Below are 17,206 nucleotides of genomic sequence, written 5' to 3'. Positions count from 1 at the left end.
GCGACTAGGGTGGGGCGTTACTTGAGACGCAACGAAAACTGATTTAGAAGGAGCACTGTAGATGACAACCCCGGCCGCCGGCATGAACCTGGGTGACTCGGTGTACGAGCGCCTGCTGCGTGAGCGCATCATCTTCCTCGGCCAGCAGGTCGACGACGAGATTGCGAACAAGCTGTGCGCGCAGATCCTCCTGCTGTCCGCAGAGGATCCGAACCGCGACATCTCGCTGTACATCAACTCTCCGGGCGGCTCTGTGACGGCGGGCATGGCGATCTACGACACGATGAAGTACTCGCCGTGCGACATTGCCACCTACGGCATGGGTCTGGCCGCATCGATGGGCCAGTTCTTGCTGTCGGGCGGCACGAAGGGCAAGCGTTTTGCTCTGCCGCACGCGCGCATCATGATGCACCAGCCGTCGGCAGGCGTGGGTGGTACCGCAGCTGACATCGCCATCCAAGCGGAGCAGTTCGCGCAGACGAAGAAAGAGATGGCGGAGCTCATCGCGGAGCACACCGGCCAGAGCTTCGAGCAAATCACCAAGGACTCGGACCGCGACCGCTGGTTCACCGCGCAGGAGGCGAAGGATTACGGGATCGTCGACCACGTGATCTCCAACGCCCAAGGCACCATCAGCAACTAACCCGGCAGAGATTCAAAGGAGAAAATATGTCTTTCCAGATGCCTAGCTCCCGTTACGTCCTGCCGAGCTTTATCGAGCAGTCGTCGTACGGCACGAAGGAAACCAACCCATACTCGAAGCTTTTCGAGGAGCGCATCATCTTCCTGGGCACCCAGGTCGATGACACGTCCGCCAACGACATCATGGCGCAGCTGCTTGTCCTGGAGTCCCAGGATCCGGACCGCGACATCACGATGTACATCAACTCCCCGGGCGGTTCCTTTACCTCCCTGATGGCCATCTACGACACGATGCAGTACGTCCGCCCCGACGTGCAGACTGTCTGCCTGGGTCAGGCCGCATCCGCTGCGGCGGTGATTCTCGCTGCTGGTGCTCCGGGCAAGCGCGCTGCGCTGCCGAACTCCCGCGTGCTCATTCACCAGCCGGCCACCCAGGGCACCCAGGGCCAGGTTTCTGACCTGGAGATTCAGGCCCAGGAGATCGAGCGCATGCGCCGCCTCATGGAGGAGACGCTGGCCCGCCACTCCGGCCGCACCGCTGAGCAGGTTCGCATCGACACCGACCGCGACAAGATCCTCACCGCTGAGGAAGCTGTCGAGTACGGCATCATCGACCAGGTCTTCGACTACCGCAAGCTCAACGCATAAGAGCTTTTCGCTTATCGACGCCCCCGCGTCCAGCCTTCACCGGCCTGGATTCGCGGGGGCGTTGTCTTTATTCGCATTCACGCGCCAAACCGAGGAACGGTTCCGGCGCCGCAACAGATCCACGACTTCTAGTCCCGCAGATTTAGTTTGCATCGGGCCTGATCTTGGTAGCCAAAAGACCAGGTCAGAATTCGTTGCCGATGCAAACATGCGAACTAAATCTTGGCGCCACTCTTAGCGGCACGGAGTGAGCTTTTCGACGAACTCTTCCGGCGCACCCATCTCGCGCACCTTGTCGTAGTCGTAGCACTTGAAGTTCGACGCCGGATCGCGTCCGTCGTGCTCAATTGGCTGCCAGTCGTGGCCGTCCCAGTGCAGGTATTCCACGTTGTCGGAGCGGTACTTCCCGATCACGGCGAACTGCCCGTCGCAGTAGGTGGAGATGGTGTCACCGATATCGCCTTCCTCTGCGGGGGTCCACTCGCACGGGCCGGTCGGGGATTCGGCCGGTTCCGCAGCCGCGGCTGCGTCAGATGCTTCTTCCGTTTCGGAGACTGTGACCGTGGTGGAGCTATCGTCTGTTTGTGGTTCAGTCTCCTCGGAGACAGTTTCCGTTGTGGTCTCAGGACTCGGGGCGGGTTCTGGAAGCGGGGCGTCCTCGGTGCATGCGGCTAGCCCGAGAGGAAGTAGAGCCGCGCAGACGAGGGTGCTGAGAGTGTGGGTTGCAGAACGAGTGGTCATTGTGGCCTCCGGCAAATCAACCAACAGTTGTACAGGCCAAATTACCTAGGTTGAATGGCTCGACACTGGTTACGCAGCTTTTGCCCGTTAAATTCCTACTCGCACTCCATCATTCTGTCAGTGATGAACGCCGGTGCGCCATCGTCTGCGTAGGAGTCCACGTCGTAACAGTTGAAGCCGGTAAAGGTTTGGCCGTCCGGCTGGATCTCCACCCAGTGGGTTCCTGAAAGCATGTAGTACACGGAGTCGTCGGACTGAGGGGTGTAGCCGTAAGCCCATTCACCGTCGCATTCTCCGAGCACCCTGCCGTCATGCTCCAAGTCTCCTTCTACGGCGGAACAAGACACTTCGACGGGGTCCTCGGACTCTTCAACCGGAGCTTGTTCTGCGGGCTCATTATCGGCAGGCTCTTCTTCAGCTTCAAGCTCGTCGAACACGGTCTCGGTGATGGTCACCGGGTCGAGGGATTCGGGGCTGGCGCTGTCGTCGATAGTGGGTTCTTCGATTCCACCGCATGCGGCGAGGCTGAGCGGGAGCAGAACAGCTGCGCCGACGGCAGCAGCTGCTCGGCGGGTGTTTAGGCGCGGGAGGGCGATCATGGCGATATTCCTTGCATCGTCAAGTAACGGGATGCTTTAAACATAGCCGGGGATCGCGGTTGTGGTGGGGGAAACGCCCCGGATCGGGGCGAGGGGAGACGTCGTAAAGCTTAGACCTTGAGGAACGCGACCAGAGCTTCGTTGAACATGTCGGGCTGTTCCGTTGCCACCTGGTGGGACGCAGACTCAATGACAGTCATCTCGCTTGGGCCCGTGACTCCATCGGCGATTTCGCGGAGTTTGTCGGGGCCGGTGGAGGGATCGTCGGAACCTGCGATGGCCAGGACCGGAACGGTGATTTCCTGCAGGCGCTCATCAAAACCCCACTTGGCCAAGGCATCGCCGCACTGCGCGTACGCCTCCGGATCGACAGAGCCGACCATGGCCTTGAACTTATCGACGACATCACCGTGCTCTGCCTTGAACCCGTCCGTGAACCAGTTGTCCACCGTAGGATCCACGATCGGGCCCATGCCCTCGTTGCGGGCAGTGTCGGAGCGCTCCTGCCACTTGCCGGCCCCGCCGAGGAACGTCGCCGTAGAAGCGAAGACCGCGCGCTCGACCAAGTCGGATGTTGCGGCGAGGTGCTGGGCAATCGCACCACCCATGGACAGGCCCACGATTGCGCAGGAGGAAATGCCCAGCGAGTTGAGGGTCTCGATGACATCGCTTGCGAGGTCGTCGACCGTGGTCATGCCCAGATTGACCGCCGGGACGGGGGACTCGCCGTGACCGCGGTGGTTAATGCGCACCACTTTGAACTCGTCTTCTAATGCGGGAAGCTGCGCATCCCACGACTCGTGGGTCGTGCCGATGGACGGCAGCAGGACAACGGTCTTTTCACTGTTTTCATTGCCGGATACTTTTGCGTCAAGGATTGTCATGGCATTCATTGTTCCCGAACTACCGGCATCCTGCAGACGCGCGATCAATGCCGGTTTTGGCGGCTCGGACGGTTACACTCGAGAGACCGAAACCTCACATGTTTTCTGGTCGGGGGCGGACGGGAATGTTCCACCCGCCGGGTAGCGTTGAGGTTGTCAGTTCTAAGTGGCGAGACAGAAGCGAGAGTTGAGACACATCCCATGGCAGTAACGCAAGACAGCTCGGATTTGCTGAAGTGCTCCTTCTGCGGCAAAAGCCAGAAGCAGGTGCGCAAGCTCATTGCCGGCGGCGGCGTCTACATCTGCGATGAGTGCATTGAGCTGTGCAACGAGATCATCGAGGAAGAGCTGGCCGGCGCTCAGGCGCAGGAGACGAGCGACGACGGGCACCTGCCGCGTCCCTCTGAGATCACCTCGTTCTTGGACCAGTATGTGATCGGGCAGGACCGCGCGAAGCGCACCTTGGCCGTTGCTGTGTACAACCACTACAAGCGTGTCCGCACGGAGAAGTCCGCTGCTTCGGGGGCTCGCAAGCGGGATGAGGACGTGGAGATTGCCAAGTCCAACATTCTGCTGCTCGGGCCGACAGGCTCGGGCAAGACCTACCTGGCGCAGACCCTCGCCCGGATGCTCAACGTGCCGTTCGCGATCGCCGATGCGACATCGCTGACAGAGGCGGGCTATGTCGGCGAGGATGTGGAGAACATCCTGCTGAAGTTGCTGCAGGCAGCAGACTTTGACGTGAACCGTGCCCAGAACGGCATCATCTACGTCGATGAGGTGGATAAGATCTCCCGGAAGTCGGAGAACCCCTCCATCACCCGTGACGTGTCTGGTGAGGGTGTGCAGCAGGCGCTGCTGAAGATCCTCGAGGGCACCGTTGCATCCGTGCCGCCGCAAGGTGGGCGCAAGCACCCTAACCAGGAGTTCATCCAGCTGGACACGACGAACATCCTGTTCATCGTGGCGGGTGCTTTCGACGGTTTGGACAAGGTCATCGCCGAACGCGTGGGCAAGAAGGGAATCGGCTTCGGCGCGGAGATCGATTCGGCCGCGGAGCGCGAGGAAGCCAACATGCTCGCCCAGGTGCAGCCGGAGGACTTGGTCAAGTTCGGTCTCATCCCCGAGTTCATTGGCCGTCTGCCGATTCTTGCCGCTGTGGAGAACCTCGACGAAGAATCCATGGTGCGCGTGCTCACTGAGCCGAAGAACTCTCTGGTCAAGCAGTACCAGCGCCTGTTCAACATGGATGGGGCGCAGTTGCGGTTCGACGACGGGGCGCTGTATGCCGTGGCGAAAAAGGCAGCGGAGCGCGGCACGGGTGCCCGTGGCCTACGCGCGATCATGGAAGAGATCCTCGTCCCGATCATGTACGACCTGCCGGACCGCGATGACGTGGACGAAGTGGTCATCACTGATGCGGTGGTCAACGACGACGCTGAGCCGGACTACGTGCTCCGCGACGCCAAGAAGTCCGCTTAAGCCGGGGACTTTCAGCGAGTTCGACCTACAGCGGGCTCGACCCACAGCGTGCCCCGCTTAGAGGGTGCCGGCGCCGCTGCCGTTGTCGTAAATGTCGTCGGCGGATTCGCCCACGCTGTAATCGACGGGCAGAGCATCGTCCCCTTGCTCAACGTCAGACGAGCCTGCCTGCATGTCCCTCGGCAGCGACACTGTCAGGTAAGAATTATGCCCAGTGTCGGGGATCGTCGAGGTCAGGAACGACAACACGAGGTCAATGGTGAGCCGCCGCATCCCCTCCGTGTTGTCCGGGGTGAACAGGTTGATCGCGCCGAAACTGTCCATCGTGTCCTTGTTTCCCACACGGAAGAACGCGATCGAGGCGATGATGAAGCCAAGGTCGGAGGCAGACACACCGGGACGGAATGCTCCGGCATCCTGACCCATCATGAGTAACCGCTCGATCTGGAGGATCATGTCCATGTTGCTCCAGATGGCGGTCACGTCGCGCTTGTCCAGAACCGGGTCGAGGTTCTCACGCAGGAACAGCTGGATTGAGTCCGGGTGCTGGACCATCTGGTGGAAGATCGAGTCTACAAAGCGGCGGATGCCCTCAACAGGCACCTTGAAGGTGCGTTCGAGGAATTCCTGCGGCGGGGAGAAGGACCATGCAGCGCGTTGCAGGGCACTGACGTATAGGCCCTTCTTGTCGCCGAAGTGGTAGTGCAGCATGCGTTTGGTCACGCCGGCTTCCGCCGCAATGGTCTCCAGCCGGGTGGCGGCGTACCCGTTGCGAGCGAATTCGCGCAGCGCGACATCGACGGCCTGCTCGATGCGGGCCTTGACTGCGGGCGCGGAGTGGCCAACCGGATTGCGCTGCGCGGTCAGGTCGGACACGTCTGCCTCCTCGGGGCCGGGGGATAAATACTTAATTGATCAACCATAAGATTGCCTAAATTGTTCGCACGGTGGGCGAATATGGGGGTAAACGGGGCAGTCAGGGTGGAAAAACCCTAGAAGAACGGGGGTAGCATGGACCTAGAGGACAACCCCGGCAGGGGGTGAGACGCTACAGCAAGGAGATCATCCACTATGACTGCACCGAACCAACCCGTGAAAGTCACTGTCACCGGCGCCGCCGGCAACATCGCGTACTCGTTGCTGTGGCGCATCGGTGCTGGCGAAGTGTTCGGCCCCGACACCCTGGTGGACCTGACGCTGATGGATATCCCGGACAACGTGCAGAAGGTCGACGGCGTAGCCATGGAACTCAGCGACTCTGCGTTGAACAAGATCTGCAATCTGCACGTCACGGATGACGCGAAGAAGGCTTTCGACGGCACGAACGCCGCGTTCCTCGTCGGCGCGAAGCCGCGCGGCAAGGGTGAATCCCGTGCGGACATGCTGGAGGCCAACGGCAAGATCTTCATCGACCAGGGCCGCTCCATCAATGACCACGCAGCAGATGACGTGCGTGTGCTGGTGATCGGCAACCCGGCCAACACCAACGCCTACATCGCCAACAAGGCAGCTCCGGATGTCGGCCCGGAACACTTCAACGCGCTCATGCGCCTGGACCACAACCGCACGATCTCGATGCTGTCCCAGCAGCTGGACGAGCACTCGAGCCGTTTCGAGTCCATTGCGGTGTGGGGCAACCACGGTGACACGATGTTCCCTGACATTGAGTACGCGACCGTGGGTGGCCAGCCAGTGAAAGACCGTGTGGAGCGTGATTGGTATGTCGAGGAGTTCATTCCGCGCGTCGCTAAGCGTGGCTCCGAGATCATCGAAGTGCGCGGGCGCTCGTCTGCGGCCTCTGCTGCGTCGGCGGCCGTGGACCACATGCGCGACTGGGTCGCCGGCACCGAAGGCAAGTGGGTGACCTCGGCTGTGGTCTCGAATGGTAGCTACGGGGTCGACGAGGGCCTGGTTTTCGGTCTTCCGGTCATCGGCATCAACGGCCGTTGGAGCGTCGTCGAAGGCTTGGATTTGAACGAGTTCCAGCGCGAGCGCATCGATGCCAACATTGAGGCGCTGCGCGCGGAAGCGGAGATCGCGGACAAGCTGTTCTAGAGCTTTCCCCCTTATCAGCGCGAGCGTCGACCCCGCTAGACTGTTCTGCGTGACTGAACAAAGCGGCAAGACATTCAACGAGTCCCTCATCGGCGCCAACCGCGCTGACTCCCTGCCGAAAAGCTGGGAGCCGCAGGAGATCGAGCAGGGCATCTACGAGGATTGGGTAGCTAAGGGCTACTTCACTGCTGATCCGGCCTCGGACAAGCCCGCCTACTCGATCGTGCTGCCGCCGCCGAACGTGACTGGTCAGCTCCACATGGGTCACGCGCTCGACCACACGCTGATGGACTCCCTGTCACGCCGCAAGCGCATGCAGGGCTTCGAAGTCCTGTGGCTGCCGGGCATGGACCACGCCGGCATTGCCACCCAGACCAAGGTCGAAGCCATGCTCAAAGAGACCGAGGGCAAGGACCGCTACGACTACGGGCGCGACGAATTCATCGGCCGCGTGTGGGAGTGGAAAGAAAAGTACGGCGGCACCATCACCTCGCAGATGCGGGCGATCGGCGATTCCGTCGACTGGTCGCGGGAGCGATTCACGCTTGACGACGGTCTGAACCGCGCCGTCGTGACCATCTTCAAACAGCTCTATGACGCTGGGATGATTTACCGCGACTACCGCCTGGTCAACTGGTCGCCGGTGCTCGAGACGGCTGTCTCTGACATTGAGGTCGTGTACAAGGACGTCGAGGGCGAGTTCGTCTCCATCCGCTACGGCTCGCTTAACGACGATGAGCCGCACCTTGTTGTGGCCACCACCCGTGTTGAGACGATGCTCGGCGACGTCGCCATCGCGGTCCACCCCGATGACGAGCGCTACACGGACCTGGTGGGCCAGGAATTCGACCACCCGTTCCGCGACGACTTGAAGATCAAGGTCATCGCCGACGACTACGTCGACATGGAGCTGGGAACCGGTGCCGTGAAGATCACCCCGGCGCACGACCCGAACGACTACGAGATGGGCCTGCGTCACGACCTGGACATGCCGATCATCATGGACTCTACCGGTCACATCGCGGGTACCGGCACCCAGTTTGACGGGCTCGACCGCTTCGACGCGCGTGTGCGAGTTCGCGAGGAACTCGCACAGATGGGCCGCATCGTCAAGGAAGTCCGCCCTTACGTTCACTCTGTCGGCCACTCCGAGCGCACTGGCGAGCCAATCGAACCGCGCCTGTCGCTGCAGTGGTTTGTCAAGGTCAACGAGCTCGCCCGCATGTCCGGTGATGCCGTCCGTTCCGGCGACACCGAGATCCACCCAGAGTCGTTGAGCAAGCGCTACTTCGACTGGGTGGACAACATGCACGACTGGACCATTTCGCGCCAGCTGTGGTGGGGCCACCGCATTCCGATCTGGTACGGCCCCGAGGACGAGAACGGCGAACGCGACATTGTCTGCTGCGGCCCCGACGAGGAGCCGCCGGCCGGTTACGAGCAAGATCCGGACGTCCTGGACACCTGGTTCTCCTCTGCCCTGTGGCCATTTTCGACGATGGGGTGGCCGGAGAAGACCCCGGAGCTGGAGAAGTTCTACCCGACGACCGTGCTGGTCACCGCCTACGACATCCTCTTCTTCTGGGTTGCCCGCATGATGATGTTCGGCACCTTCGCAGGCACGCAAACCCCGGATGTCCTCGGCACTGGCGCCGACGGCCGTCCGCAGATACCTTTCGAGCACATCTTCCTCCACGGCCTCGTCCGCGACGAGAAGGGCCGCAAGATGTCCAAGTCGCTGGGCAACGGCATCGACCCGATGGACTGGGTGCGCGACTACGGCGCGGACGCACTGCGCTTCGCCCTGGCCCGGGGTGCGAACCCGGGCATCGACCTGCCGATCGGCGATGACAACGCCGCCTCTGCCCGCAACTTCGCCACCAAGCTCTACAACGCGACGAAGTTCGCGCTCATGAACGGAGCTGCGCTCGGAGAATTGCCGCCCCGCGAGCAACTCACTGATGCGGACCGGTGGATCCTCGACCGCCTCGAGACGGTGCGCGGCCACGTCGACCAGCTTCTCGACGACTACCAGTTCTCCAAGGCCAACGAGGAGCTCTACCACTTCGCCTGGGATGAGCTGTGCGACTGGTACCTGGAGATCGCGAAGACCCAGATTCCACGCGACATCGATGCTGCGAGCGAGGCGGACCGCGCACGCGGCCGCAACACCCAAATCGTTCTCGGTCGCGTCCTCGACGTGGTCCTGCGCCTGCTGCACCCGACGATGCCGTTCGTCACCGAGGTCCTGTGGAAAGCACTCACGGAAGAAGAGTCGCTGTGCCTGGCACCATGGCCGACAGCGGAGGACACTAATGGCGGCGCGCAACCCGACGAGGCCGCGCAGCGCCGCATTGAGGACGCAATCGCACTGATCACTGAGCTGCGCCGCTTCCGCTCCGACCAGGGTGTCAAGCCCTCGCAGAAGGTTCCGGCGAAACTCGACTTCGCGGCAGCCGATCTGGTGGGGCAGGAGGAGCTGGTCCGGTCGATCGCGAAGGTGGAGGCTCCGGAGGAGGGGTTTGCGCCGTCGGCAAGCATTGAGGTGCGCTTGAGCCAAGCCACGATCGATGTGGCGCTGGATACCTCGGGCACGGTCGACCTTGCCGCTGAGCGCAAGCGTCTGGAAAAGGAGCTCGCCGCCGCGCAGAAGGAGCTGGAGACCACCGGTAAGAAGCTCGGCAACGAGGCTTTCCTGGCGAAGGCGCCGGAGGAGGTTGTGGCGAAGATCCGCACCCGCCAACAGGTCGCGCAGGAAGAGGCCGAGCGCGTCACCGCGCGCCTCGACGGATTGGGAGGATAGTTTGAGCGACGACAGCTTCCATGTCGACATGGACGAGGACGGCCTCGTCCTCAACCTCGGGGAAGGGCAGGAGACTGGAGAAGAGACCGTCGAAAAGCCTGTGACGGAGCGTGACCTCGCAGCACTTGCGCGCGTCGAGGAGGAGCTGCGGGCGCGGTGGCCGGAAACGAAGCTGGATCCGTCGTTGGAGCGCATCGAGATGCTGATGGATCTGCTGGGCCAGCCGCAGCAGTCTTACAAGGTCATTCACGTCGCTGGCACCAACGGCAAGACCTCGACAGTGCGGATGATCGAGTCGCTGTTGCGCACATTCGGCGCGCGGGTGGGCCGCACCACAAGCCCGCACCTGCAGACCGTCACGGAGCGCATCGGTATCGACGGCGCTCCTATCCACCCGGCCGACTTCGTGCGCGTGTATGAGGAAATCAAACCCTACATGCAGCTTGTCGACGACAAATCCGACCACCCCCTGTCCTATTTCGAAGCGATTGTCGGGATTGCTCTGGCGGCGTTTGCCGATGCCCCGGTCGATATTGCCGTCGTCGAAGTGGGGATGGGCGGAACCTGGGACGCGACCAATGTCGTTGACGCTGATGTCGATGTGATCATGCCGATTGGGCTGGACCACACCGACTACCTGGGCGACACGATCGAGCAGATCGCGGGGGAGAAGGCTGGAATTGTGAAGAGCCCGGAGTCCGTGACAGTGGTCGCGGACCAAGAGCCCGAAGCCATGCGCGTCGTGCTTGAGCGCACTGTCGAGGTCGGTAGCGCGGTGGCTCGTCTGGGGCAGGAGTTCGGTGTGGAGTCCTCCACCGTCGCTGTTGGTGGACAGACGTTGACACTGCGCGGGCTATCGGGCGAGTACGATGAGATCTTCCTGCCTCTGTCCGGGCCGCACCAGGCGCGCAACGCCGCAGTCGCGTTGGCCGCCGTGGAGGCGTTCTTCGGCGCGGGCACCGGCAAAACCCTCGACGCGGAGCTAGTGCGCGCCGGGTTTGCCGCGGCAGTCTCGCCGGGCCGCCTCGAGCGCGTCCGCTCCACCCCGACGACGTTCATCGATGCCACCCACAACCCCCACGGTGCACGCGCACTCGCCGCAGCCTTAGAGCGCGATTTCGAGTTCGCGCGGCTGGTCGGAGTGCTCGGCATTCTCGACGACAAAGACGCCCTCGGTATCTTCCAAGCCCTCGAGCCGGTCTTGAGTGAAGTAGTGATCACCCAGACCTCCTCCCCGCGCGCCACCGACGCCTTTGAGCTCGCCGAGATCGCCCGAGATGTCTTCGGCGAAGAGCGGGTCCACGTCGAAGGGCACCTGCCGTCGGCCTACTCACTGGCAGTCGAACTCGCCGAAGAAGCCCTCGAAGCAGTTGGCGTGCAATCCGGTTCAGGCGTGCTCATCACCGGCTCGGTGGTCACCGCGGGTGAAGCACGCGCGATGTTTGGAAAGGATCCGCAATGACATCCGAAAAGCCACGCAAGCCGCGCGAGTCTCGTCGATCTGACGACATCGAGTACGGCCCGCTCGGCCCCGGCCAGGAGCCGGTCAAGGATCCGATGAAGGGCCTGTCCGGAGTGATGTCCGGAACCCTCATCATGGAGGCCATCACGATCTTCCTCTGCCTGACCGTGATCCTAAAAATCCAGGAAGGCGCGTTGTGGACCACCTTCAACTGGGTGTTCGTCACCGTGATGGGCTTCGCCCACCTCATTGCCGCTTTCGTGCAGCGTCGGCCGGGCGCGCTGTGGTTGAACCTGGGGTTGCAGGTGCCGCTGATTGTGGTCGGTTTCTTCATCCACTGGTCCGTCGGCGCTGTGGGGATCATGTTCGCCATCGTGTGGTTTTTGGTGGTCCAGATGCGTTCGGACATTTTGGAGCGTCAGCGCCGAGGACTGCTGACCACGCAGCACTTGGGGACCTAAGGACCTGGAATACTGCTCGAGGTTTTCTGGAATACTGCTCGCCCATTACTGCTGGTCAAAGACGTGCGGAACGGCTTATAAGTGCGAGCAGTATTCCAGAGCTGAGCGGTCATTGGGAATCGGCTGGTTTTCCGTGATCTGGCGGTGTGATCTTTCCTATACTTGTGGGGATGTGTAATCCACGACAAGTTACTAAGGAGCTCCATGTCTGAAGCTGTTTACATCACCCAGGCCAAGCGCACCCCGATCGGCACCTTCGGCGGCTCGCTGTCGAAGACGCCGACCATTGACCTCGGCGCGCACATCGCCAAGGCTGTGATCGAGGAGTCCGGCGTTTCCGCTGATAACTTCGACTCTGCAGTGTGGGCCAACGTGGTCACGACCATTCCGCGCGACAACTACACTTCCCGTGCGGTCTCTCTCGAGGCAGGCATGCCCAACAGCTCCCACGCCTACGGTGTCAACCGCCTGTGCGGTTCCGGCGTGCAGGCCATCATCTCCGCTGCCCAGCAGCTGATGACCGATGATGCGAAGCTCTCCATTGCCGGCGGTGTGGAGATCATGTCCCAGGCTCCGTACTCCGTCGAGGGCATGCGCCAGGGCCGCAAGATGGGCGACGGCCGTCTGATCGACTGGCTCACCGGTGCTCTCACTGACCCGATGGGCAACGGCGGCATGGGCATTACCGCCGAGAACATCGCGGCCAAGGTGGGCATTTCCCGTGAGCGCCAGGACGAGTACGCCCTGCAGTCCCAGGAGCGCGCCGCAGCCGCTATCGCCAACGGCGAGTTCGAAGAGCAGATCGTTCCGGTCGGCGAGTTCACCACGGACGAGCACCCGCGCCAAACCACGTTGGAGAAGCTGGCGGGGCTGCGCCCGTCGTTTAGCAAGGAAGGCACCGTGACCGCGGGTAACTCGTCGGGCATTAACGACGCTGCTGCTGCCACCGTCATGACCAACGAGTCCGGCCTGAAGGAATTCGGTCTGGAGCCGATGGCGAAGATTGTCTCCTGGGGCCTGGCTGGCTGCGACCCGGCCACCATGGGTCTCGGCCCGATCGGCGCTGTGCCCAAGGCTCTGGACAAGGCGGGCCTGGACCTGAACGACATCAAGCTCATCGAGTCCAACGAGGCTTTCGCCGCACAGTGCATCGCTGTCGCAGACGGCCTGGGCTTCGACAACGAGAAGACCAACATCCAGGGTGGCGCTATCGCTCTCGGCCACCCGATCGGCGCTACCGGCGTCATCCTGACCACCAAGCTCATCCACCAGCTGAAGAACGCTGGCGGCGGCCTCGGCCTTGTTACCGCGTGCATCGGCGGCGGCCAGGGCATCGCTCTCGTACTGGAGGTTTAAACAAATGGCTCAAGACATCACAACTGCTGCAGTGCTCGGCGCTGGTTCCATGGGTGCCGGCATCGCCGCGCACATGGCCAACGCAGGCATCAAGGTTCACCTGCTCGACCTGCCGAATGAGGAAGGCGACCGCGACGGCCGCGCCCAGAACGGCATTGACACCCAGATCAAGCGCCACGGTTTCCAGCGCCCCGAGTACGCCAAGCTGGTCACCCCGGGCAACACCGAGGACCACCTGGACCGCCTCGGCGAGGTCGACTGGATCGTGGAGGCTGTCTTCGAGGACATCCAGGTCAAGCGCGACACCTTCGCCAAGGTTGACGCGCACCGCAAGCCGGGCACCCCGGTGTCCTCCAACACCTCCACCATTCCGCTGGAGGTCCTGCTGGGTGAGGCATCTGAAGAGTTCAAGCGCGACTTCTCCATCACCCACTTCTTCAACCCGCCGCGCGTGATGCGCCTGGTGGAGTACGTCGAGGGCCCGGAGACCTCTGCCGAGATCAACGAGCAGATGCACCACGTCCTGGAGCGTCAGATGGGCAAGGTCGTCGTGGATTGCCGCGACACCCCGGGCTTCATTGCCAACCGCATCGGTAACTTCTGGATGGCTGTCGGCGCCAAGGTCGCCTTCGACCAGGGCATCAAGCCGGAGCAGGCTGACGTCGCTTTCGGCCGCCCGTTCGGCGTTCCGCGTACCGGCATCTTCGGCCTGTTCGACTACGTGGGCATTCAGCTCGTCCCGGGTATCTGGGGCTCGCTGCTGAAGGCCCTGCCGGAGTCGGACGCGTACCACGACTACAACATCGTTGAGCGCGACGAGTTCAAGACCCTCCTGGACAAGGGTTTCACCGGCCGCACCGCCGAGTCCGGCTTCTACCGCGGCCGCGACGAGGTCTACGACTTCGAAGCCGGCGACTACCGCCCGAAGGAGTCCTTCGAGGTGCCGAAGGATGCCAAGGAGCTCATGGAGTCCGGCACGCCGGAAGGTGAGTACGCGAAGGAGGTCTTCAAGACCTTCATCAAGTACTGCTGCGACACCGCTCCGGAGATCACCGACACCGTCGACCAGATCGACATCGCCATGCAGCTCGGTTACGGCTGGAAGAAGGGCCCGTTCGAGCTCGCTGATTCCATTGGCATCGACTACGTCGCATCGCTTTTCGACGACACCCCCGCCCTCCTTGAATCCGCCAAGAACGCAGGCGGGTTCTACGCCGACGGCAAGGTGCTCGGCACCGACGGCACCCTGACCGACTTCCCGGAGCGCGAAGGCGTGATCAAGGTTGCAGAGCTCGTCGACGGTGCTGAGGTCGTCGCTGAGAACGAGGACGCTGCAGTGTACAAGCTCGGTGAGGGCGACTACGCAGGCTTCGGTGTCTTCACTTACAAGACCCCGATGAACTCCAACTCCAACAACGTCACCGAGCTGCTGACCCACGCCCACGAGTGGGACCTCAAGGGCCTGGTCATCGCTAACGACGAGGAGCGTGCGTTCTCCGCCGGTGCAGACCTGGGCACCATTGCCAAGCTGTCTGGCCCGGAGGGCGACAACGAGGAACTCCGCCGCACGATCCAGCAGGGTATCGATGGTTTCCGCGCGCTGCGCACCGCCCCGTACCCGGTTGTTGGCGCTGTGCGCGGTGTCGCGCTCGGCGGCGGCATGGAGATCCTGTTGCACACCGACGCGTCCGTCATCCACGCCGAGACCCGCGTGGGCTTCCCGGAGCGCAACGTTGGCCTGTTCCCGGGCTGGTCCGGCCCGGTGCGCCTGCTAGAGCGCCTGGTGGAACTCGGTGTGCCGAACCCGCACAAGGTCGCGTTCGACGCGTTGCTGGGCACCGTTAAGCCGGTGCCGGCTGCGAACATCGACTTCTGGCGCGACAACGACGAGATCATCCAGTCCCCGGACCACGTCGTTGAGGGTGCGCTGGAGCTGGTGAAGAAGCTTGCCGACGGCTACACCGCCCCGGCCGACGCCGAACTCCCTCTCACGAACGAGACCCTCGAGTACACCGAGGGCTCCGAGACCGACGCCGCCATCGGCGAGGCCCTCGCCTCCGTCTTCGCCGGTGAAGGCACTGCCTCCGAGGAGGAGCTGGGTAAGCGCCAGTCCGAGGCAGCCGCCAAGGTTCTGGCCCGCCAGGAGAACCACGACCGCGCAGTGGCTATGGCCACCACGCGTAAGCCGCTGAACAATTAGCACGCCCCAAGGCACTGCATGCGACCTCCGAGAACCGGCCCCGGGTTTCTACCTGGGAGCCGGTTCTTTCGCATGTGGTGCGAGTACTTAGATACGCTTATGTGAGCGATCCGATCCGAGTAACAGGAGCACACGACAATGCAGATCCCCTTCACCCTGAATGCGTGCGCTGTAGCGTTAGCGTATCTCGGCCGACACGTTCTCACCGGCGACGAGAGGGCTCAGGTCACCGGCGAATATCCGGTGGATGGAATGGCAGCGTTCATCGCGCTCAATGACGAGCATGCCTCGATCGAGGCGACCTTCCTGCTGCCGGGGGTGGTCTCCGAAGAACCCGAGGTTCTGGTGTTCAGCAATGCGCCGCAGATGCCCGCTTTCGGGATGTGCCGGTTCGTCTTTTATGAGGACCGGGTGATGGCGAAATCGACGATGTTTGCCAGCGAAAGCCTCACGTCAGGGCAAGTCCAGTCGTGGTGGAACACCTGCCTTCGCGAAATTGATACGTGGTACCGCGAGATGGCTAGCCACGGGTTCATCGATGTAACGGTCCCTGTGGCCATCCCCGAACAGTTCAAATTGAACTCTGACATTTATGACGTGTACAACGACGAATGCACTCCCGACGACGAGGTCGGACCCCCAGTCACTGCGACCCGTGTGGCGCGCAGCATGACGCAGATAACTGGTGCGATGCCGCAGGTACGCACCACTGACACTGGGCAATTCGTAGAGACCAGCATCGGCGGCCAGCAAATGGACATCGAAGTCGCAGACGGTGCGCTCCGGTTCATCATCGCGTCGTCGCTGCCGTCCCGGCCCGGTTTGGGGGAGGCGCTTGCGCACTCGATCAACTGGCTGAACATGCAAGAGGCGGCTCCCGTAGCTTACGTATACGATAACGGCGACCACATCGAGATGTTCACGTGCGGGGTGGTAGATACGAGCATGGGTTTAGACGACGCCGCTTTGACCACGGCCATTAGAAAATGGGGCCCGTATGTCTACGATTTCAACGAGCAGATCTTCAACGATCTGCAAAGACAGTAAGCGCTAGCCGTCGGGTTTCGTCGCTGATCATGCAGCTTGTGTCATGGGAATCGCGCTGCGGGAAACGTTCGATGCTGGTAACCGCGGGCGAGCGGCTGCTGGCTGATGTCGAGCACCACGTGCGCATCGGGATTGATAACGTCACTACCCATGGAACTTGTCCCGTGGGACCAGGTCGATGAGATCCCCGACGTCGCTGACGACATTCTGGAATCCGTCGAAGACGAACTGACGGTGCGCTTCACACATGTCCCGCATCCGTACACGCAGGATCATCTGCGGTCCTTCATGGACGCTCCTCCAACCGGGGTGACGCGGTGGGTGATCGTTGTGGAGGGGCGCTATGCCGGAAGCATTGAAATGCGGCAGCAGTCCGGTCACGAGGCTAAACTGGGCTACACGGCCGCCCCGTGGGCGCGTGGCCGCGGCATCATGACCGATGCGGTGCGTGCCGTTACACAGCACGCACATGAGGCTGGCATCCACCGCGTCGAGCTACGCGCCGCAGTGGATAACCACGCTTCTCGTCGGGTCGCGGAGCGAGCCGGATTCAGGCTTGAAGGGATCTGCAGGGATGCCGAGCTGCTGCGAGGAGCCTTCAACGACCTCGCGGTGTACTCGCACCTGGCTACAGACGCCGACTAGGCACAAGCTTCAGGTTTGATCCGCCCGAATAAGGTCCAGAACCCTATTCAAGCCTGATTTACATATCCTGACCAGCGCAAACGCTGAAAATCAGACACACATTCGGGGATGCGGACGGAATCTTGGAGGATTCCATCATGAACCGCTCATACACCAAGGAGCAGCGACGCAGAGCTCTGCA

15 protein-coding genes are annotated in these 17,206 nt (G+C 62.2%); 11 read left to right on the top strand and 4 right to left on the bottom strand.

Translation table 11 applies throughout. From position 1 onward, the window contains the following. Nucleotides 1–61: 61 nt before the first annotated feature. Complete coding sequence (locus KBX19_RS08995; RefSeq protein ID WP_255998514.1) at nt 62–643, top strand: ATP-dependent Clp protease proteolytic subunit; 582 nt, start codon at nt 62–64, stop codon at nt 641–643. Nucleotides 644–669: 26 nt separating this feature from the next. Beyond that, nucleotides 670–1,290 carry an ATP-dependent Clp protease proteolytic subunit gene (locus tag KBX19_RS08990; protein ID WP_255998512.1) on the top strand — a complete coding sequence of 207 codons (621 nt, stop codon included), beginning with the start codon at nt 670–672 and terminating at the stop codon, nt 1,288–1,290. 234 nt (nt 1,291–1,524) lie between these two features. Here the strand turns inward: KBX19_RS08990 and KBX19_RS08985 are convergent, their stop codons facing one another. The 3 genes from KBX19_RS08985 to KBX19_RS08975 form a co-directional block, all read right to left on the bottom strand. Further along, nucleotides 1,525–2,031, bottom strand: a complete 507-nt coding sequence (locus tag KBX19_RS08985) for a hypothetical protein (protein WP_255998510.1) — start codon at nt 2,029–2,031, stop codon at nt 1,525–1,527. A gap of 95 nt (nt 2,032–2,126) precedes the next feature. Then, entirely contained in the window at nt 2,127–2,630 is a 504-nt protein-coding gene (locus tag KBX19_RS08980) for a hypothetical protein (protein WP_255998509.1), read from the bottom strand. 110 nt (nt 2,631–2,740) lie between these two features. After that, nucleotides 2,741–3,514: an alpha/beta fold hydrolase gene (locus KBX19_RS08975; protein WP_255998508.1), complete on the bottom strand. Its 774-nt coding sequence runs from the start codon at nt 3,512–3,514 to the stop codon at nt 2,741–2,743. A gap of 201 nt (nt 3,515–3,715) precedes the next feature. Between KBX19_RS08975 and clpX the strand changes: the two genes are divergently transcribed. Then, nucleotides 3,716–4,996 (top strand): ATP-dependent Clp protease ATP-binding subunit ClpX, encoded by a 1,281-nt coding sequence (gene clpX / locus KBX19_RS08970; RefSeq protein WP_255995663.1) that lies wholly within the window; start codon nt 3,716–3,718, stop codon nt 4,994–4,996. Nucleotides 4,997–5,053: 57 nt separating this feature from the next. Here the strand turns inward: clpX and KBX19_RS08965 are convergent, their stop codons facing one another. Next, nucleotides 5,054–5,872, bottom strand: coding sequence for a TetR/AcrR family transcriptional regulator (locus tag KBX19_RS08965; RefSeq protein ID WP_255998506.1), 819 nt, complete (start codon nt 5,870–5,872; stop codon nt 5,054–5,056). A gap of 195 nt (nt 5,873–6,067) precedes the next feature. Between KBX19_RS08965 and KBX19_RS08960 the strand changes: the two genes are divergently transcribed. From KBX19_RS08960 to KBX19_RS08925, 8 genes are all read left to right on the top strand, one after another. Further along, nucleotides 6,068–7,051 carry a malate dehydrogenase gene (locus KBX19_RS08960; protein WP_255998505.1) on the top strand — a complete coding sequence of 328 codons (984 nt, stop codon included), beginning with the start codon at nt 6,068–6,070 and terminating at the stop codon, nt 7,049–7,051. Nucleotides 7,052–7,091: 40 nt separating this feature from the next. Beyond that, on the top strand, nt 7,092–9,854 hold the full coding sequence (locus KBX19_RS08955; RefSeq protein WP_305083807.1) for a valine--tRNA ligase: 2,763 nt from the start codon (nt 7,092–7,094) through the stop codon (nt 9,852–9,854). Nucleotides 9,855–9,882: 28 nt separating this feature from the next. Then, complete coding sequence (locus tag KBX19_RS08950; protein ID WP_255998614.1) at nt 9,883–11,316, top strand: folylpolyglutamate synthase/dihydrofolate synthase family protein; 1,434 nt, start codon at nt 9,883–9,885, stop codon at nt 11,314–11,316. Further along, nucleotides 11,313–11,777, top strand: a complete 465-nt coding sequence (locus KBX19_RS08945) for a DUF4233 domain-containing protein (protein ID WP_255998503.1) — start codon at nt 11,313–11,315, stop codon at nt 11,775–11,777. The genes KBX19_RS08950 and KBX19_RS08945 overlap by 4 nt, the downstream gene beginning before the upstream one ends. Before the next feature lie 204 nt (nt 11,778–11,981). Beyond that, the gene (locus tag KBX19_RS08940) at nt 11,982–13,133 is read left to right on the top strand and encodes an acetyl-CoA C-acyltransferase (RefSeq protein ID WP_005289115.1); all 1,152 of its coding nucleotides are present in this window, start codon (nt 11,982–11,984) and stop codon (nt 13,131–13,133) included. Between the two features lie 4 nt (nt 13,134–13,137). Then, on the top strand, nt 13,138–15,333 hold the full coding sequence (locus KBX19_RS08935) for a 3-hydroxyacyl-CoA dehydrogenase/enoyl-CoA hydratase family protein (RefSeq protein ID WP_255995659.1): 2,196 nt from the start codon (nt 13,138–13,140) through the stop codon (nt 15,331–15,333). A gap of 138 nt (nt 15,334–15,471) precedes the next feature. Then, nucleotides 15,472–16,380 carry a hypothetical protein gene (locus KBX19_RS08930; RefSeq protein WP_005289120.1) on the top strand — a complete coding sequence of 303 codons (909 nt, stop codon included), beginning with the start codon at nt 15,472–15,474 and terminating at the stop codon, nt 16,378–16,380. Between the two features lie 150 nt (nt 16,381–16,530). Next, a complete protein-coding gene (locus KBX19_RS08925) occupies nt 16,531–17,025 on the top strand; it encodes a GNAT family N-acetyltransferase (protein ID WP_255995658.1) in 495 nt (164 codons plus the stop codon). Nucleotides 17,026–17,206: the final 181 nt, after the last annotated feature.

The sequence above is a fragment of the Corynebacterium sp. CCUG 71335 genome, assembly GCF_024454075.1.
Lineage (GTDB): Bacteria > Actinomycetota > Actinomycetes > Mycobacteriales > Mycobacteriaceae > Corynebacterium > Corynebacterium genitalium.
Note: the sequence above shows the minus strand (reverse complement) of the source record. Positions and strands in the feature narration are given on the sequence as shown.